Source organism: Saccharothrix sp. DSM 118769 (assembly GCF_052936295.1).
Genome location: NZ_CP193627.1, coordinates 7,151,215 through 7,171,527, shown reverse-complemented (window position 1 = coordinate 7,171,527; position 20,313 = coordinate 7,151,215). Strand labels below are relative to the sequence as shown.

Sequence of the window (20,313 nt, the reverse complement as noted above, 5' to 3'; positions counted from 1 at the left end):
CTCACTGGTGCCGGTCCCCCCTCCGTCAGAGGGGGATGTTGCCGTGGTGGCCCCGGCCCGCGGGGGCGGCGGCCAGCTCCTCGGCGACGCGCCGCCGAGTCTGCTCGGGCGCGATCACCTCGTCCACCACGCCCAGCTCCAGCGCGCGGTCCACGCCGCCCGACACCCGCCGCTGCTCGGCCACGAGCTCCTGGAGCAGGGCCGCGCGGTCCTCCTCGGGCACGGCGGCGAGCTTCTTGCGGTGCAGGATGCCCACGGCCGCCTCCGCGCCCATCACCGCGACCTCCGCGCCCGGCCAGGCGAACACCCGCGTCGCGCCGAGCGAACGGGAGTTCATCGCGATGTACGCGCCGCCGTACGACTTGCGGGTGATCACGGTGACCCGGGGCACGGTGGCCTCGGCGAACGCGTGCAGCAGCTTCGCGCCGCGCCGCACCACGCCGCCCCACTCCTGGCCCACGCCCGGCAGGTAGCCCGGCACGTCCACCAGCACCAGCAGCGGCACCCCGAAGCTGTCGCACAGCCGCACGAACCGCGCCGCCTTCTCCGCCGACAGCGAGTCCAGGCAGCCGCCCTTGCGCAGCGGGTTGTTCGCCACCACGCCGACCGCGCGCCCGGCCAACCGGCCGAACCCGATCACCACGTTCGGCGCCCACTTGGCCTGCAGCTCCTCGAACGCGCCGTCGTCGAGCAGGCTGCGCACCACCGGGTGCACGTCGTAGGCGCGGCGCGGCGAGTCGGGCAGCAGGTCGCCCGGCGACGGGCCGTCGACCACCTCGCGCGGCGTCGGCAGGCCCGGACCGCCCAGCAGGGCGGTGATCGCGCGGGTCCGCTCGAACGCCTCGGCCTCGGTGTCCGTGGTGACGTGCACGACGCCCGAGCGCCGGCCGTGCGCCTCCACCCCGCCCAGGTCGGCCATGTCGATCCGCTCGCCGGTCACCGAGCGCACCACCTCGGGCCCGGTGACGAACACCCGGCCCGCCTCGGACATGATCACCACGTCGGTGAGCGCCGGGCCGTAGGCGGCGGCTCCCGCGGCGGGACCGAGCACCACCGACAGCTGCGGCACCCGGCCCGAGGCGCGGGTCATCGCCGCGAACATCCGGCCCACGCCGTCCATCGACTCCACGCCGTCGGCGAGCTTCGCGCCACCGGAGTGCCACAGCCCGATCACCGGCGCGCGCAGCCGCACGGCCAGCTCGATGGCCTCCACGATCCGCGCCGCCTCGGCCGCGCCGAGCGCCCCGCCGCGGTTGGCCCCGTCGGTGCAGTAGGCCACCACCGGCACGCCCTCCACGCGACCGCGCGCCACGACGACCGCGCACGCCACCGGGTGCGGCACCACGTCCACCGAGCCGGGGTCGAGCAGCTTGGCCAGCCGCAGGTGCGGGTCACGCGGGTCGGGTTCCGGCAACGCGCCGTTCGCCGGCTGATCGGCCACAACCGTCATCGTCTCTCCCCTGGGCGATCCGTCAAAGGCGGGTCGATCATCGACGTTCCCAGCGCCGCCGGCCAGGCGACAACCCCTATGCCCTCCTAGCGGAAAAGGCTTGACCTGCGCCGATCGCCGTGGTTCCGAGCCGAGTGCCGGATGACCGGGCGCCGAACGGCGGCGACCCGGCTGCGCCGGAGGGCCCAGGGAGGGCCGAACCCCGGCCGGGGGACCGGAACACCGTGAGACCGCGCGGTTACCCGCGTCCCACGATCCGGTCGGGGGCCGCGCCGGACACGCCCTCCCCGATCGGGCAAGTGATCACCTGATCGGGCGTGGTGCGGTGTACGGACGGTCAGTCACCTGATCGAGCGGTTCAGGACGGGTTTGGCACCGGCCGATGTCTGGGTGGTCACCACCTTGCAGGTCCCCAACCAGGTTAGGAACACCGTGTCCCGACACCGCACGCGCGGACTCCTGCGTGCCGCAGCCCTGCTCGCCGCCGGCGCCTCGCCGCTGCTCGCACCCGTCGCGAACGCCGCCGAAGCCCCCCTCGACGTCGTCGACGACGCCGTCGGCCGCGCGCCCGCCGCCGGCCTCGACGTCGCGAAGCCGGCCACCGACCTGCTGGGCGGCCGGTCCGTCGCGCTGCCCGCCCCGGCCGCCGCCGCGCTGCCCGAGGTGAAGGCACCGCACGTGGCCGCGCCCGCCGGCGTCCAGCCCGCGTCCACGCCGAGCGTCCCGGCCAACGCGGACGCGCTCGTCACCGACGCCCTCACCGGCAGCGCCCTCACCGGCGGCGCCCTCGGCGTCGGCGGCCTCGCGCCCACCGGCCGCGCGCTGCCCACCGCGCCCGCCGTGCCCGGCGCGGAGCAGCTCGTGCAGTCCGGCGAGGCGCCGCACGTGCCCGCCCTCGGCGGTCTGCCGGTCCAGGCGCCGCAGCTGCCCTAGCGGGTGTCGGGAACGGGCGGCCCGTCGTCGGGCCGCCCCGGGCGGGACGGCCGGGTGTCCCGCCCGCCCGGCTCCCGGACCGCGTCCAGGTCGTGCACGAGCAGTGCCACGTACAGCGAGAGCACCGACTCCGGGTCCTCCAGCGACACGCCGAGCACCTGTTCGATGCGCGCGAGCTGCTGGTAGTACGCGGTGCGGGAGAGGTGGGCCGCCGCCGCGGCGGCGGACTTGTTGCCGCCGTTCTCGCAGAAGCACCGCAGCAGCTCCACCAAGCGGCTGCCCTGGTTGCCGTCGCGCGACAGCAGCGGCCCCAGCTCGCGGTCCGCGAACGCCCGCACCCGCTCGTCCTCGCGCAGCAGGTGCAGCAGCCCGCGCAGCCGCACGTCGTCCAACCGGTGGTAGAGCCTCGACCCCGGTGAGCGCAGCGCCGCACCCGCCACGTGCGCGGCCTCGCCCAGCGACCGCCGCACGTCCGCCAGCCCCGTCACGGTCGTCCCCACGGCGACCACGACGGGCAGGGCGTGCGGCGTGGCCGCCGCCGTCCGGTGCACCTCCCGCGCCAACCGCCGCAGCACGCCGTCCAACCCGGTCTGCGGCGGCACCGAGAGCAACGCCCGCACACTCGTGTCGTCCACCACCCCGACCAGTGCGGGCACCGTCACTCGCCGAGCCGCCAGCGCCGTCGCCTCGGCGAGGTCCCTCAGCACCTCCTGCGTGGCCAGCGCCTGCGCGGGCGCGGTCGCCGCGCCCGGCCGGATCGCCACGCCGACGAGCTGCCGCCGGTCCAGCGGCACGCCCAGCGCCGCGGCCCGCGCCGGCAGGTCGTGCGGCGGCTGCCCGAGCAGCTGGGTGAGCAGCGTCCGGTGCGTCTGCCGCTCCAGCGACTCGCGGTCGCGCGCCACGAGCCGGTGCACGGCCAGCGCCGACGCGGCCCGCTCGGCGACCACGACCTGCCGGTGCGGCGGGGCCTCGGGCGTGACCACCACCAGCCGCCCCCAGTCCGCGCCCCGCGCGCCGACCACGGTCACCAGCCAGCCCGCCTGCTCGTGGTAGGCGGTCCGCTCGGCCACGGTGACCGCACGGGACCGCCCGCCCCAGTCGGCGAGCAGCGCCGTCGGGTCCTGCCCGGCCGCGTCGTAGGCCAGCACCTCGTGCCCCAGGTTCTCCAGCACCACGGGCAGCCCGGACGTGCGCGCCACCTCCCGCAGCACCTCGGCCGGTTCGGCGCCCGCCACGGTGAGCGCGGTGAACGTCTCGTGCACCTGCTCGGCGGCCCGCAGCTCGGCGAGCTGGGCGTCCACGATCAGCGACACCACGGCCTCGGTCACGGCCACGAACCGCGTCTCGCGGGCGAGCGCCACCAGGGGTATCCCGTGCCGCTCGGCGGCGGCGACCAGCGCACCCGGCACCTCGTCGCTCCACCGCCGCACCAGCTCCACGACCAGCCCGGACACGCCCACCGCGGCCAGGTCGTCCACGTACCTGGTGAGCCCCTCGACGTCCCCGGGCAGCGCGATGCCGGTGGTCAGCACCAGCTCGCCGCCGCGCAGCAGGTGGGCGATGTCGGCGATCTCCGCGGCGTGCACCCAGCGCACCCGCCGCCCCATCCCGGCGGCGCCCGCGACCACCGCCGGGCGCCCGCGGCGGACCACCGGGAGGGCGAGCGCTTCGGCGACCGTGGGGTACATGGACACAACGTAATGGGCGTTCCGCCAAAGCGGTACAGGTTGTGCATGGCGGCCCCCGCGCGTGCCCAGCAGACTCCGGTGCAGGGAGTTCGGCGACGACGACCGGAGGACGCGATGGCACACGAGGAGTTGTTGGCCAGGCACCGCGCCGTGATGCCCGCCTGGATGGCGCTCTACTACGAGCGGCCGATCGAGCTGGCGAGCGCGTCCGGGCGGCGCGTGACCGACCGCGAGGGCCGCACGTACCTCGACTTCTTCGCCGGCATCCTGACCAACGCGGTCGGCTACGACGTCGCCGAGATCTCCGACGCGGTCCGGGCCCAGCTCGACACCGGCGTGCTGCACAGCTCGACGCTCTACCTGATCCGGTCGCAGGTGGAGCTGGCCGAGCGGGTCGCGGAGCTGTCCGGCATCCCGGACGCCAAGGTCTTCTTCACCAACTCCGGCACCGAGGCCAACGAGACGGCGCTCATGCTGGCCACCCGGTACCGGCGCAGCGACCAGGTCCTCGCGCTGCGCAACTCCTACCACGGCCGGGCGTTCGCCACCGTCGCGATCACCGGCAACCGGGCCTGGTCGGCGTCCTCGCTGAGCCCGGTGAAGGTCGGCTGGGTGCACGGCGGCTACCGGTTCCGCAGCCCGTTCAAGGACCTGTCGGACGCCGACTACGTCAAGGCGTGCGTGGCGGACCTGCGCGAGGTGCTGGAGACGGCGACCTCGGGCGACGTGGCGTGCATGGTGGTGGAGCCGATCCAGGGCGTCGGCGGGTTCTCGCTGCCCCCGGACGGGTTGTTCGCCGCGTTCAAGGAGGTGCTCGACGAGCACGGCATCCTGCTGGTCTCGGACGAGGTGCAGACCGGCTGGGGCCGCACCGGCGAGCACTTCTGGGGCATCCAGGCGCACGGCGTGGTGCCGGACGCGATGACGTTCGCCAAGGGCCTGGGCAACGGGCTGGCGATCGGCGGCGTGGTGGCGCGCGGTGACCTGATGGACTGCCTCGGGGCCAACTCGATCTCCACGTTCGGCGGCAACCCGGTGTCCACCGCGGGCGCCCTCGCCACCCTGGACTACCTGCTGGACCACGACCTCCAGGCCAACGCGGCCAAGCTCGGCGCGCGGCTGATCGACGGGCTGCGGCACGTCGCGGAGGACCGGCCCGCCGTGGGCGACGTGCGCGGCAAGGGGCTGATGGTGGGCGTGGAGCTGGTCGGCCCGGCCGGCGAGCCGGACGCGGCGAAGGCGGTGGCCGTGCTGGAGGGCGCGCGGGAACGCGGCCTGCTGGTCGGCAAGGGAGGGCTGTACGGCAACGTCATCCGGCTCGCGCCGCCGATGACGGTGACCGAGGACGAGGTCGAAGAGGCGCTGGGCATCCTGGAGGCCGTGCTGTGAGCACCGTGCGCATCACCCACTGGATCGGCGGCAAGCCGTGGCACGGCGACAGCGCGCGCTCGGGCGAGGTGTTCGACCCGGCGACCGGGCGGGTGGCGGCCCGCGTCGACCTCGCCGACGAGTCCACTGTGGATGAAGCGGTGGCGACCGCGCGCGAGGCGTTCACCCGGTGGCGCGGCGCGTCCCTCGCGCAGCGGTCCACCGTCATGTTCGCGTTCCGCGAGCTGCTCAACGCCCGCAAGGGCGACCTGGCCGCGATCGTGACCGCCGAGCACGGCAAGGTGCTGTCCGACGCGGCGGGCGAGGTGCAGCGCGCGCTGGAGGCGGTGGAGTTCGCCTGCGGCATCCCGCACCTGCTCAAGGGCGGGTTCAGCGAGAACGCCTCCGGCAAGGTCGACGTGTGGTCGCTCCAGCAGCCGCTGGGCGTGGTGGGCGTCGTCTCGCCGTTCAACTTCCCGGCCATGGTGCCGCTGTGGTTCGTGCCCAACGCCATCGCCTGCGGCAACACCGTGGTGCTCAAGCCGTCGGAGAAGGACCCGTCGGCGGCGAACTTCGTCGCGGCGCTGTTCGCCGAGGCCGGGCTGCCCGACGGCGTGCTGAACGTGGTGCACGGCGACAAGCCCGCCGTGGACCGGCTGCTGGAGCACCCGGACGTGAAGGCGATCTCGTTCGTCGGGTCCACGCCGGTCGCGAAGCACGTCTACGAGACCGGCACGCGGCACGGCAAGCGGGTGCAGGCGCTGGGCGGGGCCAAGAACCACATGGTCGTGCTGCCCGACGCCGACCTCGACCTGGCGGCGGACGCGGCGGTGTCGGCCGGGTTCGGCTCGGCGGGGGAGCGGTGCATGGCGATCTCGGTCGTCGTCGCCGTCGACCCGGTGGGCGACGAGCTGGTGTCGAAGGTGGCGGACCGCATCCGGGACCTCAAGGTCGGCGACGGCCGCCGCCCCGGCTGCGAGATGGGGCCGCTCGTCACCGGCGCGCACCGCGACCGTGTGCTGTCCTACGTGGACGGTGGGCGGGCCGCGGGCGCCTCGCTGGTGGTGGACGGCAGGGCGCACGCGGTCGACGGCGAGGCGGACGGGTTCTGGCTCGGGCCGACGCTGTTCGACCACGTGGGCGTGGACACGGCGCTGTACCGGGACGAGATCTTCGGGCCGGTGCTGTCCGTGCTGCGGGTGGCGACCTACGACGACGCGCTGGAACTGGTCAACGCCAACCCGTACGGCAACGGCGCGGCGATCTTCACCCACGACGGCGGCGCGGCGCGGCGGTTCCAGCACGAGGTCGAGGTGGGCATGGTCGGCGTGAACGTGCCCATCCCGGTGCCGGTGGCGTACTACTCGTTCGGCGGGTGGAAGGACTCCCTGTTCGGCGACTCGCACGCCTACGGCCCGGAGGGCGTCCACTTCTTCACCCGGACGAAGGTCGTCACCGGCCGCTGGCCCGACCCGGCGCACGGCGGCGTGAACCTGGGGTTCCCGCAGAACACGTGAACCGCCGACCCGCCCGTCCCGCGCGACGGGCGGGTCACCGCGCCTGCGCCCGCGCCGCCTCCGGCAGCGGGTCGTAGCGGCTGAACCGGCGGGTGTACGTGCCGGTGCCCGAGGTCAGGGAGCGCAGCTCCACGGCGTAGCGCAGCAGCTCGGTCACCGGCACCTCGGCCCGCACCACGGTGCGGCCCGGCGCCTCGGCCTCGGTGCCCAGGACCCGGCCGCGCCGGCCCGACAGGTCGCCCAGCACGGTGCCCAGGTGCTCGTCGGGCAGCCGCACGACCACCTCGTCGAGCGGTTCCAGCAGGCAGGTGCGGCCGTTCGCGGCGGCGTCCTTCAGCGCCAGCGACCCCGCCGTCTGGAAGGCCGCGTCGGAGGAGTCGACCGAGTGCGCCTTGCCGTCGACCAGGGTGACGCGGACGTCGACCACCGGGTGCTCGCCCTGCAGGCCGCGCGCCAGCTGCGCCCGCACGCCCTTCTCCACGCTCGGGATGAACTGGTGGGGCACCGCGCCGCCGACGGTCCGGTCCGCGAACTCGAAGCCCGACCCGCGCGGCAGCGGCTCCACCACGATGTCGCACACCGCGTACTGGCCGTGGCCGCCGGACTGCTTCACGTGCCGGCCGTGCCCCTTGGCCTGCGCGGAGAACGTCTCGCGCAGCGCCACCCGCACCGGTTCGGTGTCGACCTCCGCGCCGCCGGCGCGCAGCCGGGCCAGCACGACGTCCGCGTGCGCCTCGCCCATGCACCACAGCACCAGCTGGTGGGTCTCGGCGTTGCGCTCCAGCCGCAGCGTCGGGTCGCCCGCGACGAGCTTGCCGAGGTTGCGGGCCAGGTTGTCCTCGTCGCTGCGGCTGCGCGGCACGACCGCCACGGGCAGCAGCGGTTCCGGCATCTCCCACGGCGCCACGAGCAGCGGGAGCTCCGGCGCGGACACCGTGTCGCCGGTCTCCGCCGAGCCGAGCTTGGTCAGCGCGCACAGGTCGCCCGCCACGCAGTACGGCACCTCGCGCAGGGTCGCCCCCAGCGGCGAGTACACGTGCGCCACGCGCTCGTCGGCGTCGTGGTCCTCGTGCCCGCGGTCGGCCATGCCGTGCCCGGACACGTGCACCGGGCGTTCGGGGCGCAGCGTCCCGGAGAACACCCGCACCAGCGACACCCGGCCCACGTACGAGTCGACCGCGGTGCGCACGACCTCGGCGACCAGCGGCCCGTCCGGGTCGGCCTCGATGCGCGGGTGCGGGACGCCGTCCACCCCGGTCACCTCGGGCAGCGGGTGCTCCAGCGGCGAGGGGAACGCGCGGGCGATGCCGTCGAGCAGCTCGGGCAGCCCCGACCCCGTCATCGAGCACACCGGCAGCACCGGGTGGAACGACCCGCGCGCCACCGCGGTCTCCAGGTCGGCGACCAGCGTCGCCTGGTCGACGTCCTCGCCGCCCAGGTAGCGGTCCATCAGGGTCTCGTCCTCGCTCTCCGCGATGATCCCCTCGATGAGCGCGTTGCGCTGCTCCTCGTGGGCGGGGTCGTCGGTGGTGAGCAGGTTGACCAGCGCGTCGCCCTCGCCGGGCAGGTACAGCGGCACCACGCCCGCGCCGAACGCGGCCTGGCAGGAGGCGATCCCGGCGAGCACGTCGGCCCGCTGGTGGTCGCACCGCGCGATCACCACGGCGCGCGGCATGCCGACGGCCGCGCACTCCTCCCACAGGGCCGTGGTGGAGGCGTCCACGCCCTCCGACGCGCTCACCACGAACAGCGCCGCGTCGGCGGCGCGCAGCCCGGCGCGCAGCTCGCCCACGAAGTCGGCGTAGCCGGGGGTGTCGATCAGGTTGATCTTGACGTCGCCGTGCCGGACGGGCGCGACGGAGAGGCCGACCGACCGCTGCTGGCGGACCGCCGCCGGGTCGTGGTCGCACACGGTGTTGCCCTCGGTCACCGACCCCGGGCGGGTGAGGACGCCGGTGCCGGCGAGCAGGGCCTCGGTGAGCGTCGTCTTGCCGGAACCGGAGGGGCCGACCAGCACGACGTTGCGGACCTTGGCCGGGTCGTCCACAGCGACCGCGGCTGCCGAGGGGCTGTTGTCGGAGTGCTTGTTGCCCATGGGACCGACCTCCACAAGTCTTTGGTGTCCGATCTCACACCCGCGTGACTTCGGGGACAACCCCAAGCGGGCCGGTTCGACCCGGCAGGAGGAACGCGGAGGGTGGTCACCCGGTACCCGCGGCCGGCACCGCCCGGCGGAGGAGGTGCCGAAGGGTGGCGCACGCCACCACCTGCGCGGAAAGGACGAGTGGCCTGGTGAGAACGTGCCGGATTGGCCTGCTTCGGCGGTCCACGTGGGCCTTACCATGGGTGGCGCACCCCCACTACTCCGAAAGGTTGGCCGTGACCACTTCACCCGACGCCGGCACCCAGGTCACCGGTACTTCCCGCGTCAAGCGGGGCATGGCGGAGATGCTCAAGGGCGGCGTGATCATGGACGTGGTCACCGCGGAGCAGGCCAAGATCGCCGAGGACGCCGGCGCCGTCGCCGTCATGGCGCTGGAGCGCGTGCCCGCCGACATCCGCGCGCAGGGCGGCGTGTCCCGGATGAGCGACCCGGACATGATCGACGGCATCATCGAGGCCGTGTCCATCCCGGTGATGGCCAAGGCCCGCATCGGCCACTTCGTCGAGGCCCAGGTGCTCCAGGCGCTCGGCGTGGACTACGTGGACGAGTCCGAGGTGCTGACCCCGGCCGACTACGCCAACCACATCGACAAGTGGCAGTTCACCGTGCCGTTCGTGTGCGGCGCGACCAACCTGGGCGAGGCGCTGCGCCGCATCACCGAGGGCGCGGCGATGATCCGCTCCAAGGGCGAGGCCGGCACCGGTGACGTCTCCAACGCCACCACGCACATGCGCAAGATCCGCGCCGAGATCCTGCGGTTGCAGAACCTGCCCGCCGACGAGCTGTACGTCGCGGCGAAGGAGCTCCAGGCGCCCTACGAGCTGGTCCGCGAGGTCGCCGAGGCCGGCAAGCTGCCGGTCGTGCTGTTCACCGCGGGCGGCATCGCCACCCCGGCGGACGCGGCGATGATGATGCAGCTCGGCGCCGAGGGCGTGTTCGTGGGCTCCGGCATCTTCAAGTCGGGCAACCCGGCGCAGCGGGCCGAGGCCATCGTGAAGGCCACGACGTTCTACGACGACCCGGACGTGCTGGCCAAGGTGTCGCGCGGCCTGGGCGAGGCCATGGTCGGCATCAACGTCGACGAGATCCCGCAGCCGCACCGCCTGGCCGAGCGCGGCTGGTAACGCCCTTCCCGGGTGCGGCTCGCCGGTGTGCACCCCGGCGGGCCGCTCCTCGCGCCGTCAGGAGACCGGGTAGACCTCGATGTCCACCTGGTGACCGTTGGAGCCGAGCACCTTCGCGTCGCAGGTGACGAACGGGACCTTCAGGTGTTCGGCGAGCGCCAGGTAGAACGCGTCGTTCGTGAACACCGACTGGCGCAGCGCCCAGGCCCGGTCGGCGAGCGGCCGGAGGGGGACGCGCTCCACGGGCGCGGTGCGGATGTGGTGGAACGCGCGCGTCGCCTGCTCGCTCGACAGCAGTTCCCTGCGCTCCAGGCGGCGGAGGACGCTGATCGCCTCCGCGTCCAGCAGGGCCGGCGCCAACTGGACCGAGTTCACCAGCCTGTGCAGCAGTGCCCGGTCCGGGGCCTTGGCGGCGACGACCTCCAGCAACGCCGAGCTGTCCACCACGATGGTGTCGGTCACAGGTCGTCCCCCTCTTCGCGCACCTCGCGGACCACCTGCTGGAGCACCGCGCTGTCGACGCCCCAATCCCGGTCGACGGCGGACGACACCCACTCCTCCGCGGTCGGCCTGTCCGCCAGTTCGACGAGGTGGTTGCGGATGTAGGAGGTGAGCGACATGCCGCGCTTGTTGGCCCGCGCCTGGAGCGTGTCCACCACTTCGGCGGGGACGGCGCGGATGTGGACGGGCCTCGTGTCACGCTCGCTCATGTCGTCGACGATAGGCGGTGCGGTTGCTGTTTGCATGCAAGATCCATCGGCGGGGTGTCCGACCCGCTTGATCGCTCGAACGCGTGTGCTACGCACCACTCTTGACCAGCGGTATCAATTCCACGTTCGGGTGAACACTCAGATGTGCTCCATCACCAGCACCACCACCGTGCCCGGTTCCAGCGCCCGCGCCGTGTGCGGCACGTCGCCGGGGTAGAGCAGGTAGTCGCCCGGCCCCAGCTCGACCGGGTCCGACTGCGGCCCGGCGAGCACGCGGCCGGTGGACACGACCATGTGCTCGACCGTGCCCGGCATGTGGGGCTCGGACTCGCGCGCCGCGCCCGGTTCGAGGCACAGGGTGTAGATGTCGCGCCGCGCGCCCGGCGGGCACGAGGCCAGCAGGGTCGCCGTGTAGTGCGCCCGCTCCGAGTAGATCGCCGGCCCCTCGCCCGCGCGGATCACCTTGACCCGCGGCGTCGGCGGGTCGACCAGGCGGGAGAACGGCACGCCCAGCGCCACGCCGAGCGCCCACAGCGTCTCCACGCTCGGGTTGCCGCTCGCCGACTCCAGCTGCGACAGCGTCGACTTGGCGATGCCCGCCTGCTTGGCCAGCTCGCTCAGCGAGAGCCCGACGCGCTCGCGCTCGCGGCGCAGGGACGTGGCGATGACCTCCAGCGGCGCACCTGTGTTCGACATGACAGTCCTATCGTTCGGCTTGACGAACACCCCCACCGCTGTTCATCGTAGAAGACGATGCGTTCGACATGGCGAACCCTTGACCCGAAGCTGCTGCGCGACGTCTCCGCGGTGGCGGCCGGCGCCGCGGTCAGCGGCGCGAGCTTCGGCGCGATCTCCACGGCCGCCGGCCTGCCGTGGTGGCTGCCGGTGGTGATGTCCGTCCTCGTGTTCGCGGGCGGCTCGCAGTTCATGGCGGTGGGCGTGGTGGCGGCGGGCGGCAGCCCGGCGGCCGCGGTGCTGGCCGGCCTCGTGCTCAACGCCCGCCACCTGCCGTTCGGCCTCGCGGTCGGCGACGTGTTCGGCCCTGGCCGCTTCCGGCGGCTGGTCGGCGCGCACCTGCTGATCGACGAGACCACCGCGTTCGCCCTCGCCCAGCGCGACCCCGAGCGGGCGAAGGCCGCGTTCTGGACGTGCGGCGTCGCGCTGTTCGGCGCGTGGAACGTCTCCGTGCTCGCCGGCGCGCTGGTCGGGCAGAACATCGGCGACCCCGGCGCGTTCGGGCTCGACGCCGCGTTCCCGGCCGCCCTGCTCGCGCTGCTGCTGCCCGCCCTCAAGGACCGGGTCACGCTGAACGCCGCCCTGCTCGGCGCGGCCATCGCCCTGGCCACCACCCCGTTCCTGCCCGCGGGCGTGCCGGTGCTGCTCGCGCTCGGCGGGCTGGTGGCCACCGCCCGCCGGGAGGTCGCGCCGTGACGCTCACCGCCGTCCTGGTGCTCGCCGCCGGCACCTACGCGTTCCGCCTCGCCGGACCGCTGCTGCGCGACCGGCTGACGCTGTCCGCCCGCGTCAAGGCGCTCATGTCGACCTCGGCCACGGTCCTGCTGCTCGCCCTGGTCGCGACCTCGACGCTGACCAAGGGGGACGGTTTCGCCGGGCTCGCGCTGCCCCTCGGCGTGCTCGTCGGCGGCGTCGCCGCGTGGCGGAAGGCGCCGTTCGTGGTGGTCGTGGTGCTCGCCGCCGCCACCACGGCGCTGCTGCGGCTGGCCGGGGTGGGTTAGTCCGCGTACTCGGCCAGCTCGCGGGCCAGCGCGTGCCGGTCGTCGGCCACGGTCAGCTCCGGCCGCCCCGGGTCGCCCGCCAGCACGTCGGACACGAACCGGGCCACCACCCCGGGCGGCGGCACGAGCGGCGCGCCCAGGTGCGCCACCGTCACCGGCGGCTCCGACGGCCGCGTCTCGACCGCCACCGACCAGCCGTGCTCACCGCTCCACAGCAGCATCAGGTCCGGCCCCGCCCGCTCAGCGAGCGCCAGGTAGGCGGTGGTGGTGTCGGCCACCTCGAACTCGGTGCCCTCCGGGGGCACCCCGACCTCGTCGGCGACCGCCCGCACGTAACCGGCGAGCCCGAGCGACAGCAGCGCGGCATCGTCCACGTCCCCCATCTTCGCCCCCTCAGGCGGTGATCGGCGCGGCGAGCCAGTTCTCGGGGATGCCGAAGGCGTCCACCAGCTCCCGCGCCCGGGGCCGCAGCGCGCCGCACAGCTCGTTGACCGCCTGCGACACCGCCTTGGAGCGCTGCGGGGTGAGCCGCCCGTGCTCCAGGAACCACGCCCGGTCCGCCTCGATCGTGCTCAGCGCGTACAGGTCGCACACCCGGTCGAGCAGCTCCCGGGCCGCCGGGTCGCCGCACCGGTCGACCGCCGCCACGAACGCCTCCAGCACCACCCGGTCGACGTGCGCGCGGGCCGCGTGCAGCACGTGGTCCTGCGCGGCGTTGAACACCTCGAACGCGTCGCCCTCCGACGCGCGCCGCAGCCGCCGCGCCAGCCCCTCCAGCACGTGCCGCTCGCGGTCCTCGAACTGGCGCAGCTGCCAGCCCCGGTCCAGCAGCGCGTCGGAGCTGCCGGACACCAGCCGGCCGATGATGGCCCGCGCCGCCGTCCGCTCGATCACCACGTTCACCGCCTGGTCGGCCACGAACCGCGCCATGCCCCACGGGTCCAGGTCGCCCACGTGGTCCCGGTAGCTGGTCAGCAGCCCTTTCGCGACCAGTTGCAGCAGGACGGTGTTGTCGCCCTCGAACGTGGTGAACACGTCGGTGTCGGCCTTCAGCCCGGCGATCAGGTTCTCGGCCAGGTACCCGGCGCCGCCGCACGCCTCGCGGCACGTCTGGATGGTGTGCGTGGCGTGCCACGTGGCGACCGCCTTCAGGCCCGCCGCCCGCGACTCCAGCTCCCGCTGCCGCCGGTCGTCGCGCTCGCCGCCGTGCGCGTCGTGCAGCGCGTGCACCAGCTCCTCCTGCGCGAAGTGCAGCGCGTAGGACCGCGCCAGCGCGGGCAGCAGCCGCCGCTGGTGCGCCAGGTAGTCCAGCAGGACGACCTCCTCGCCGGTGCCGGGCCGGGTGAACTGCCGCCGCTTCTCCGCGTACCGGACCGCGAGGGCCAGCGCCTTCTTCGTGGCGCTGCCCGCCGCGCCCGCGACGCTGATCCGGCCGCGCACCAGCGTGCCGAGCATGGTGAAGAACCGGCGGTTCGCGCCCTCGACCGGGCTGGAGTACGTGCCGTCCGGCGCGACGTCGCCGTACCGGTTGAGCAGGTTCTCCCGCGGCACGCGCACGTGGTCGAACGACAGCCGCCCGTTGTCCACGCCGTTGAGCCCGGCCTTGGGCCCGCAGTCCTCGATGGTCACACCGGGCAGGGGGTTGCCGTCGTCGTCCCTGAGGGGCACCAGCACCGCGTGCACGCCGTGCTCCTCGCCGCCGGTGACGAGCTGCGCGAACACCGCGGCGAGCCGGCCGTCGCGGGCGGCGTTGCCGATGTAGTCCTTGCGCGCGTCCCGGTCCGGCGTGTGCACGACGAACTCCCGCGTCGCCGGGTCGTAGGTCGCGGTGGTGCGCAGGTGCTGCACGTCCGACCCGTGCCCGGTCTCGGTCATCGCGAAGCAGCCCGGCAGCTCCGCCGACATGATCGGCGGCAGGTAGCGGGCGTGGTGCTCCCTGGTCCCCAGCGCCTGCACCGCGCCGCCGAACAGGCCCCACTGCACGCCCGCCTTGACCATGAGGGACAGGTCGCCGAAGCCCAGCACCTCGAACGACACCACCGAGCCGCCCACGTCGCCGTGCCCGCCCTGCTCGACGGGGAAGCCGGTCAGCGGGTGGCCGCCCGCCGCGAGCACCCGCAGCTGCTCCAGCACCCACGCCCGGTGCTCCTCGCGCGGCAGGTCGTGCACGGGGTCCAGCTTGCCCAGCAGGTCGAGCGAGGAGCGCCGCAGCTCGGCCCAGTGCCCGTCGAGCAGCTCCCGCAGCGCCTCGGTCCGGTTCACCACGTCGTGACCCCCGTTCTGCCTCAGGACACCGGGGATACCCGCCGGTAACCCCGTTGACGAGTGGTGTCCGTCACCCGACCGGCGGAACGGTGTGCTTCCGGACGTGCTCGAACAGCAGGTTCGTCTGCACCTCGCTGACCTCGCGCCGGGTGGTGAACCGGTCCAGCACGAGCCGCTGGAGGTGCGCCGTGTCGGCGACCGCCACGTGCACCAGGAAGTCCTCCGGGCCCGCCACGTGCGACAGCGCCAGCACCTCGGGCAGCGACAGCACGTACTCCATGAAGGGCTCCACGATCGCCCGCGTGTGCGGTCGCACGCGCACCGCGATCATCGCCTGCACCGGCCGCCCGACGGCCGCCATGTCCACCTCGGCGTGGTAGCCGGTGATCACCCCCCGGTCGCGCAGCGCCCGGTGCCGCACCACGCACGTCGACGCCGCCACGTTCACCCGGTCGGCCAGGTCCTTGTTGGGCAGCCGAGCGTCCTTCTGGAGCTCCTGGACGATCGCCGCGTCCACCGAATCGAGCAAGCCGAACTCCCTCGTCCACCGAACAGCCTGCGGAAGTTTCCCCCGAACGGTGGCGAGAAGTCCACGATCGGGCCATGACGCGGTTGCGAACGACAGCGGTGCACGGTGGGCGCGACGACCTCGCGGCCCTCGGCGTGCACGCCCTTCCGATCGACCTCTCCACCACCTACCCGGTACCCGACCAGGTGGAGGGCGGCGAGGCGCTGCACGCCCTCGCCGACGGCGCCGCCCACGCCGGCTCCCCGGTCTACGCGCGGCTGCACAACCCCACCGTCGCCCGGTTCGAGCGGGCCCTGGCCGCGCTGGAGGGCACCGACGCCGCCGTCGCGTTCGGCAGCGGCATGGCCGCCGTCACCGCCGTGGTGCAGGCCGCGTGCGCGCTGACCGGCAAACCGCACGTGGTGGCGGTGCGCCCGCTCTACGGCGGCACCGACCACCTGCTGTCCTCCGGCCTGCTGGGCGTGCGCACCACCTACGCCGCCGCCGACCGGGTCGCCGACGCGATCACCCCCGACACCGGGCTCGTCGTGGTCGAGACGCCCGCCAACCCCACCCTCGACCTGCTCGACGTCGCCGCCGTCGTGGCCGCGGCGGGCGGCGTGCCGGTCGTCGTGGACAACACCTTCGCCACCCCCGTGCTCCAGAACCCGGCCGCGCTCGGCGCCACCTACGTGCTGCACTCGGGCACCAAGTACCTCGGCGGGCACGGCGACGTGCTCGGCGGCGTCGTGGCCTGCGCCGAGGAGCACGCCGGGCCGCTGCGGCAGGTCCGCATCGCCACCGGAGCCGTCCTGCACCCGCTGGGCGGCTACCTCATGCACCGCGGCCTGGCCACCCTGCCGCTGCGCGTCGAGGCCGCCCAGCGCGGCGCCGTCGAACTCGCCCGCCGGCTCGCCGCGCACCCCGCCGTCGAGTCCGCCCGGCACCCGAGCCTGCCCGGCGCCGACCCCGCCGGCCTCGTCGGCACCCAGATGCGCGGCCCCGGCGCGGTGCTCGCCCTCGCCACCCGCGAGGACCCCGCCGCCGTCGTGCGCCGGCTCCGCCTCGTCACCCCCGCGGTGAGCCTCGGGTCGGTCGACACGCTGATCGAGCACCCCGCCGCGCTCACCCACCGGCTCGTGCCCCGCGCGGCCCGCGAGGCGTCCGGCGTCCCCGCGAACCTGCTGCGCCTGAGCGTGGGCCTGGAGGACGTCGAAGACCTCTGGGACGATCTCGACCAGGCCCTTTCCGGGCCTTGTGAGAGGCATTACATCAAATCTTCCCCAAGCGATTTTCGCGCGTTGGCGGAGACGCACTAACGTTCGGCCGCCATGAACGAACAGAAGGCTGTGGAGCCGGACGCCGACGGCTACACCAAAGCGCTGACGAAGCGCCAGGTGCAGATGATCGCCATCGGCGGCGCGATCGGTGTCGGGCTGTTCCTCGGCGCGGGCGGCAAGCTCGCCCAGGCCGGTCCCTCGCTGGTCTTCTCCTACGCGCTGTGCGGCCTGGCCGCGTTCTTCGTGATGCGCGCGCTCGGCGAACTGGTGCTGCACCGACCCACGGCCGGCAGTTTCGTGGAATACGCCCGCGAGTTCATCGGGCCGTGGGCCGGTTTCACCTCCGGGTGGATGTACTGGGTGAACTGGGCGATGACCGGCATCGCCGAGATCACCGCCGTCGCCATCTACGTGCACCGCTGGCTGCCCGACCTGCCGCAGTGGGTGACCGCGCTCGTCGCCCTCGGCTTCCTGGTCCTCGTCAACCTGCTCTCGGTGAAGCTGTTCGGCGAACTGGAGTTCTGGTTCTCGGTCATCAAGGTGACCGCGATCGTGGTGTTCCTGTTCACCGGCATCGCGCTCGTCATCGGCGGCGCGGACGTCGGCGGGTCGCCGGCCGGCGTGCACAACCTGGTCGACCACGACGGGATGTTCCCGGCGGGCGTCGGCATCGCGCTGATGACCCTCCAGGCCGTCATCTTCGCCTACTCCGCCATCGAGCTCGTCGGCATCGCGGCGGGGGAGACCGCCAACCCCCGCGAGGTGCTGCCCAAGGCCATCAACGGCGTCATCTACCGGATCGGCGTCTTCTACGTCGGCTCCGTGCTGCTGCTCGCGATGCTGCTGCCCTGGAACCTCTACAGCGGCGCCGAGAGCCCGTTCGTCACCGTGTTCTCCGCGCTCGGCATCGCGGGCGTCGGCGACGTGATGAACGCCGTCGTGCTCACCGCCGCCCTCTCGTCGTGCAACTCGGGCCTGTACTCCACCGGCCGCATCCTGCGCTCGCTCGCGCAGAAGGGCGAGGCGCCCGCGTTCACCGGCCGGATGAACAGCAGGCACGTCCCGTTCGGCGGCATCCTGTTCACCTCGGTCGCCTACCTGTTCGGCGTGGTGCTGAACTACCTGGTGCCCAAGGAGGCGTTCGACATCGCCATCGCGGTCGCCTCCCTCGGCGTGGTGGCGACCTGGGCCACGCTCATCGTCGCCCAGCTGCGGATGCGGCGGGCCGCGCTGCGCGGCGAGCTGGAGCGCCCCGCCTACCGGATGCCCGGCGCCCCCTACACCGGCTACGCGACCCTCGTCTTCCTCGCCCTGGTCATCGTGCTGATGGCCTTCGCCGGACCGGCCGAGCGCATCGCGTTCTGGTCCATCCCCGTGCTCGCCGTCGTGCTGTTCGTCGGCTGGCGAGCCGTCCAGTCCCGTCGTTCGGCGGCCCACCAGGCCGCCGAGCGGGTCGTGGGGCGCGACTAGCGCCCCGCGGGAAGGCCGACCGGGCCGGGCGGGTGCCACGAGCAGCCGCCCGGCCCGGTCACCTAGGCTGGTGGGGATCTGCACGAGGAGGAAGCAAGCCGTGTCCGTCGTCGGTGTCCTCGCCCTCCAGGGCGACGTCCGTGAGCACCTGGTCGCGTTGGCCGAGGCCGACGTGCTGGCCCGCCCGATCCGCCGGCCGGAGGAGCTGGCCGAGGTGGACGGCGTGGTGCTGCCCGGCGGCGAGTCGACGACCATCAGCCGGCTGCTCGCCACGTTCGACCTGCTCGAACCCCTGCGGGCCCGGATCGGGGAGGGCATGCCCGCCTACGGGTCGTGCGCCGGGATGATCCTGCTCGCCGACACCGTGCTCGACGGCCGGCCCGACCAGCACCAGCTCGGCGGGCTCGACATCGTCGTCCGGCGCAACGCGTTCGGCCGCCAGGTGGACTCCTTCGAGGCCGAGCTGGACTTCACCGACGTGGGCGACGTGCACGCCGTGTTCATCCGCGCGCCGTGGGTCGAGTCCGCGGGCGACGACGTGGAGGTACTCGCCCGGGTCCCCGAATCCGAGGACGCGGGCGAGGCCGCCGGTAGGATCGTCGCGGTTCGGCAGGGGCACGTGCTCGCCACCTCGTTCCACCCGGAACTGACCGGTGACGGGCGGGTGCACCGCCTTTTCGTGGACATGGTCCGTGCCGCGGGCTGAGTGATTCGACGGAGGAGAAATGAGCGGCCACTCAAAGTGGGCGACCACCAAGCACAAGAAGGCCGCAATCGACGCCAAGCGCGGCAAGCTCTTCGCACGGCTGATCAAGAACATCGAGGTGGCGGCCCGCACCGGCGGCGGTGACCCGGACGGCAACCCGACGCTCTACGACGCCATCCAGAAGGCGCGGAAGAACTCCGTGCCGCTGGACAACATCGAGCGCGCCCGCAAGCGCGGCGGCGGCGAGGAGGCCGGCGGTGCCGACTGGCAGACCATCATGTACGAGGGCTACGGCCCCAACGGCGTGGCGGTCCTGGTCGAGTGCCTCACCGACAACCGCAACCGCGCGGCCACCGAGGTGCGCGTCGCGATGACCCGCAACGGCGGCTCGATGGCCGACCCGGGCTCGGTGTCGTACATGTTCAGCCGCAAGGGCGTCGTGATCGTGCCGAAGGGCGAGCTGAGCGAGGACGACGTCCTCATGGCCGTCCTCGACGCGGGCGCCGAGGAGGTCAACGACCTCGGCGAGTCCTACGAGGTCGTGTCCGAGGCCGGTGACCTGGTGGCGGTGCGCAAGGCGCTCCAGGACGCGGGCTACGACTACGAGTCGGCCGAGGCCAACTTCCTGCCGTCGGTGACGGTGCAGCTGGAGGCCGAGGGCGCGCGGAAGATCTTCAAGCTGATCGACGCGCTGGAGGACTGCGACGACGTGCAGAACGTCTTCGCCAACTTCGACGTGTCGGACGAGGTCATGGCCGAGGTCGGCTGACCGGCGCCCGTCCCGCGACCCCCGTGCCGGCCCCGGTGCGGGGGTCGCGGCACATCCGGGGTTGACGCGGCGGCGGGCACAATGGGGTGGTGACCGCTCCCACCCCCCAAGAACTGAACCTGCGCAACTGGCTGCTGGAGCAGGCCGAGCTGCACGGCCACGCCGTGGTCACGGTGCCGGAGGACGCCGAGGGCGCGGGCTACGCGTTCTCGGTCGGCGCGTGGCGGCGGTTCGGCGTCGCCGAGGCCGTCGTCCTCGGGTTGCCGCCGGAGCACGCCCAGGTGCTCATCCGCGCCTACGTCGACCGCGCCCGGCAGGGGGAGCGGTTCGTGCCCGGCAAGCTGTACTGGGACTTCTTCGAGGGCGTGCCGGTCACCTTCGAGCGCGTCTTCAAGGGCTTCTACCCGGAGTTCTTCGGCAGCGCGTTCCTGCTCTACGGCAAGGGCGACTTCGCCGCGCTCCAGATCGTCCTGCCCACCGCGGACGGCAAGTTCCCGTGGCACCACGACGCGCCGATGGGGTTCGGCGACTGGCAGCTGCTGCTGACCGAGTCGGGCCGCCCGGAGAGCTGGGAACCGGGCGTCACCGGCCCGTGACGTGACCCGGCCGGGTCAGGGCCGGTCGG

Annotated in this window: 20 protein-coding genes; 11 read left to right on the top strand and 9 right to left on the bottom strand. The window is 73.7% G+C overall.

The genetic code is table 11. The features are described 5' to 3' along the window. Positions 1 to 25 precede the first annotated feature (25 nt). The gene (locus ACRAKJ_RS29800; protein ID WP_438922838.1) at positions 26 to 1,450 is read right to left on the bottom strand and encodes a carboxyl transferase domain-containing protein; all 1,425 of its coding nucleotides are present in this window, start codon (positions 1,448 to 1,450) and stop codon (positions 26 to 28) included. A 432-nt stretch (positions 1,451 to 1,882) separates the two neighbouring features. Here ACRAKJ_RS29800 and ACRAKJ_RS29795 point away from each other — a divergent pair, with 432 nt between their 5' ends. Beyond that, positions 1,883 to 2,383 (top strand): hypothetical protein, encoded by a 501-nt coding sequence (locus ACRAKJ_RS29795; protein WP_438922839.1) that lies wholly within the window; start codon positions 1,883 to 1,885, stop codon positions 2,381 to 2,383. Here ACRAKJ_RS29795 and ACRAKJ_RS29790 read toward each other — a convergent pair. After that, positions 2,380 to 4,071: a PucR family transcriptional regulator ligand-binding domain-containing protein gene (locus ACRAKJ_RS29790; RefSeq protein WP_438922840.1), complete on the bottom strand. Its 1,692-nt coding sequence runs from the start codon at positions 4,069 to 4,071 to the stop codon at positions 2,380 to 2,382. The genes ACRAKJ_RS29795 and ACRAKJ_RS29790 overlap by 4 nt on opposite strands. A gap of 114 nt (positions 4,072 to 4,185) precedes the next feature. Between ACRAKJ_RS29790 and ACRAKJ_RS29785 the strand changes: the two genes are divergently transcribed. Both ACRAKJ_RS29785 and ACRAKJ_RS29780 read left to right on the top strand, forming a co-directional pair. Beyond that, the gene (locus ACRAKJ_RS29785) at positions 4,186 to 5,460 is read left to right on the top strand and encodes an aminotransferase class III-fold pyridoxal phosphate-dependent enzyme (protein WP_438922841.1); all 1,275 of its coding nucleotides are present in this window, start codon (positions 4,186 to 4,188) and stop codon (positions 5,458 to 5,460) included. Beyond that, positions 5,457 to 6,956: a CoA-acylating methylmalonate-semialdehyde dehydrogenase gene (locus tag ACRAKJ_RS29780; RefSeq protein WP_438922842.1), complete on the top strand. Its 1,500-nt coding sequence runs from the start codon at positions 5,457 to 5,459 to the stop codon at positions 6,954 to 6,956. Before ACRAKJ_RS29785 ends, ACRAKJ_RS29780 begins: the two co-directional genes overlap by 4 nt. A gap of 34 nt (positions 6,957 to 6,990) precedes the next feature. Here ACRAKJ_RS29780 and ACRAKJ_RS29775 read toward each other — a convergent pair whose 3' ends face one another. Continuing rightward, positions 6,991 to 9,051 (bottom strand): elongation factor G-like protein EF-G2, encoded by a 2,061-nt coding sequence (locus tag ACRAKJ_RS29775; RefSeq protein ID WP_438922843.1) that lies wholly within the window; start codon positions 9,049 to 9,051, stop codon positions 6,991 to 6,993. A gap of 284 nt (positions 9,052 to 9,335) precedes the next feature. On the opposite strand from ACRAKJ_RS29775, the gene pdxS reads away from it, so the two are divergent. Further along, positions 9,336 to 10,244: a pyridoxal 5'-phosphate synthase lyase subunit PdxS gene (pdxS, locus tag ACRAKJ_RS29770; protein ID WP_438922844.1), complete on the top strand. Its 909-nt coding sequence runs from the start codon at positions 9,336 to 9,338 to the stop codon at positions 10,242 to 10,244. A 57-nt stretch (positions 10,245 to 10,301) separates the two neighbouring features. On the opposite strand, the gene ACRAKJ_RS29765 is transcribed toward pdxS, so the two are convergent. The 3 genes from ACRAKJ_RS29765 to ACRAKJ_RS29755 all read right to left on the bottom strand — a co-directional run bounded on the left by ACRAKJ_RS29765 (position 10,302) and on the right by ACRAKJ_RS29755 (position 11,650). Further along, entirely contained in the window at positions 10,302 to 10,706 is a 405-nt protein-coding gene (locus ACRAKJ_RS29765; protein WP_438922845.1) for a PIN domain-containing protein, read from the bottom strand. After that, the gene (locus ACRAKJ_RS29760) at positions 10,703 to 10,954 is read right to left on the bottom strand and encodes a hypothetical protein (protein WP_438922846.1); all 252 of its coding nucleotides are present in this window, start codon (positions 10,952 to 10,954) and stop codon (positions 10,703 to 10,705) included. The genes ACRAKJ_RS29765 and ACRAKJ_RS29760 overlap by 4 nt, the downstream gene beginning before the upstream one ends. Before the next feature lie 138 nt (positions 10,955 to 11,092). Continuing rightward, entirely contained in the window at positions 11,093 to 11,650 is a 558-nt protein-coding gene (locus tag ACRAKJ_RS29755) for a helix-turn-helix domain-containing protein (RefSeq protein WP_438922847.1), read from the bottom strand. 57 nt (positions 11,651 to 11,707) lie between these two features. Here ACRAKJ_RS29755 and ACRAKJ_RS29750 point away from each other — a divergent pair, with 57 nt between their 5' ends. Continuing rightward, positions 11,708 to 12,385, top strand: a complete 678-nt coding sequence (locus ACRAKJ_RS29750) for an AzlC family ABC transporter permease (protein ID WP_438922848.1) — start codon at positions 11,708 to 11,710, stop codon at positions 12,383 to 12,385. Continuing rightward, complete coding sequence (locus ACRAKJ_RS29745; RefSeq protein ID WP_438922849.1) at positions 12,382 to 12,690, top strand: AzlD domain-containing protein; 309 nt, start codon at positions 12,382 to 12,384, stop codon at positions 12,688 to 12,690. Before ACRAKJ_RS29750 ends, ACRAKJ_RS29745 begins: the two co-directional genes overlap by 4 nt. Here the strand turns inward: ACRAKJ_RS29745 and ACRAKJ_RS29740 are convergent. From ACRAKJ_RS29740 to ACRAKJ_RS29730, 3 genes are all read right to left on the bottom strand, one after another. Beyond that, complete coding sequence (locus ACRAKJ_RS29740; protein ID WP_438922850.1) at positions 12,687 to 13,073, bottom strand: DUF6292 family protein; 387 nt, start codon at positions 13,071 to 13,073, stop codon at positions 12,687 to 12,689. The two genes, ACRAKJ_RS29745 and ACRAKJ_RS29740, sit on opposite strands and share 4 nt — an antisense overlap. A 10-nt stretch (positions 13,074 to 13,083) precedes the next feature. Next, positions 13,084 to 14,955 (bottom strand): acyl-CoA dehydrogenase family protein, encoded by a 1,872-nt coding sequence (locus ACRAKJ_RS29735; RefSeq protein WP_438922851.1) that lies wholly within the window; start codon positions 14,953 to 14,955, stop codon positions 13,084 to 13,086. A gap of 70 nt (positions 14,956 to 15,025) precedes the next feature. Further along, positions 15,026 to 15,484: an Lrp/AsnC ligand binding domain-containing protein gene (locus ACRAKJ_RS29730; protein WP_438922852.1), complete on the bottom strand. Its 459-nt coding sequence runs from the start codon at positions 15,482 to 15,484 to the stop codon at positions 15,026 to 15,028. A gap of 74 nt (positions 15,485 to 15,558) precedes the next feature. Between ACRAKJ_RS29730 and ACRAKJ_RS29725 the strand changes: the two genes are divergently transcribed. The 5 genes from ACRAKJ_RS29725 (at position 15,559) to ACRAKJ_RS29705 (ending at position 20,284) form a co-directional block, all read left to right on the top strand. Beyond that, positions 15,559 to 16,782, top strand: coding sequence for an aminotransferase class I/II-fold pyridoxal phosphate-dependent enzyme (locus tag ACRAKJ_RS29725; RefSeq protein ID WP_438922853.1), 1,224 nt, complete (start codon positions 15,559 to 15,561; stop codon positions 16,780 to 16,782). A 12-nt stretch (positions 16,783 to 16,794) separates the two neighbouring features. Continuing rightward, on the top strand, positions 16,795 to 18,213 hold the full coding sequence (locus tag ACRAKJ_RS29720; RefSeq protein WP_438922854.1) for an amino acid permease: 1,419 nt from the start codon (positions 16,795 to 16,797) through the stop codon (positions 18,211 to 18,213). 100 nt (positions 18,214 to 18,313) lie between these two features. Beyond that, the gene (gene pdxT / locus ACRAKJ_RS29715) at positions 18,314 to 18,919 is read left to right on the top strand and encodes a pyridoxal 5'-phosphate synthase glutaminase subunit PdxT (protein WP_438922855.1); all 606 of its coding nucleotides are present in this window, start codon (positions 18,314 to 18,316) and stop codon (positions 18,917 to 18,919) included. Between the two features lie 19 nt (positions 18,920 to 18,938). Then, positions 18,939 to 19,688, top strand: coding sequence for a YebC/PmpR family DNA-binding transcriptional regulator (locus tag ACRAKJ_RS29710; protein ID WP_438922856.1), 750 nt, complete (start codon positions 18,939 to 18,941; stop codon positions 19,686 to 19,688). An 89-nt stretch (positions 19,689 to 19,777) separates the two neighbouring features. Next, a complete protein-coding gene (locus ACRAKJ_RS29705; protein ID WP_438922857.1) occupies positions 19,778 to 20,284 on the top strand; it encodes a DUF4262 domain-containing protein in 507 nt (168 codons plus the stop codon). The last annotated feature ends 29 nt before the right edge of the window (positions 20,285 to 20,313 follow it).

What these genes read in the sequence shown, in the direction of transcription:
- ACRAKJ_RS29725 (WP_438922853.1), top strand. Translation starts at nt 15,559, where the DNA reads ATGACGCGGTTGCGAACGACAGCGGTGCACGGTGGGCGCGACGACCTC.
- ACRAKJ_RS29720 (WP_438922854.1), top strand. Translation starts at nt 16,795, where the DNA reads ATGAACGAACAGAAGGCTGTGGAGCCGGACGCCGACGGCTACACCAAA.
- ACRAKJ_RS29740 (WP_438922850.1), bottom strand. Translation starts at nt 13,073, where the DNA reads ATGGGGGACGTGGACGATGCCGCGCTGCTGTCGCTCGGGCTCGCCGGT.
- ACRAKJ_RS29760 (WP_438922846.1), bottom strand. Translation starts at nt 10,954, where the DNA reads ATGAGCGAGCGTGACACGAGGCCCGTCCACATCCGCGCCGTCCCCGCC.
- ACRAKJ_RS29775 (WP_438922843.1), bottom strand. Translation starts at nt 9,051, where the DNA reads ATGGGCAACAAGCACTCCGACAACAGCCCCTCGGCAGCCGCGGTCGCT.
- ACRAKJ_RS29790 (WP_438922840.1), bottom strand. Translation starts at nt 4,071, where the DNA reads ATGTACCCCACGGTCGCCGAAGCGCTCGCCCTCCCGGTGGTCCGCCGC.
- ACRAKJ_RS29785 (WP_438922841.1), top strand. Translation starts at nt 4,186, where the DNA reads ATGGCACACGAGGAGTTGTTGGCCAGGCACCGCGCCGTGATGCCCGCC.
- ACRAKJ_RS29755 (WP_438922847.1), bottom strand. Translation starts at nt 11,650, where the DNA reads ATGTCGAACACAGGTGCGCCGCTGGAGGTCATCGCCACGTCCCTGCGC.
- ACRAKJ_RS29750 (WP_438922848.1), top strand. Translation starts at nt 11,708, where the DNA reads ATGCGTTCGACATGGCGAACCCTTGACCCGAAGCTGCTGCGCGACGTC.
- ACRAKJ_RS29710 (WP_438922856.1), top strand. Translation starts at nt 18,939, where the DNA reads ATGAGCGGCCACTCAAAGTGGGCGACCACCAAGCACAAGAAGGCCGCA.
- ACRAKJ_RS29800 (WP_438922838.1), bottom strand. Translation starts at nt 1,450, where the DNA reads ATGACGGTTGTGGCCGATCAGCCGGCGAACGGCGCGTTGCCGGAACCC.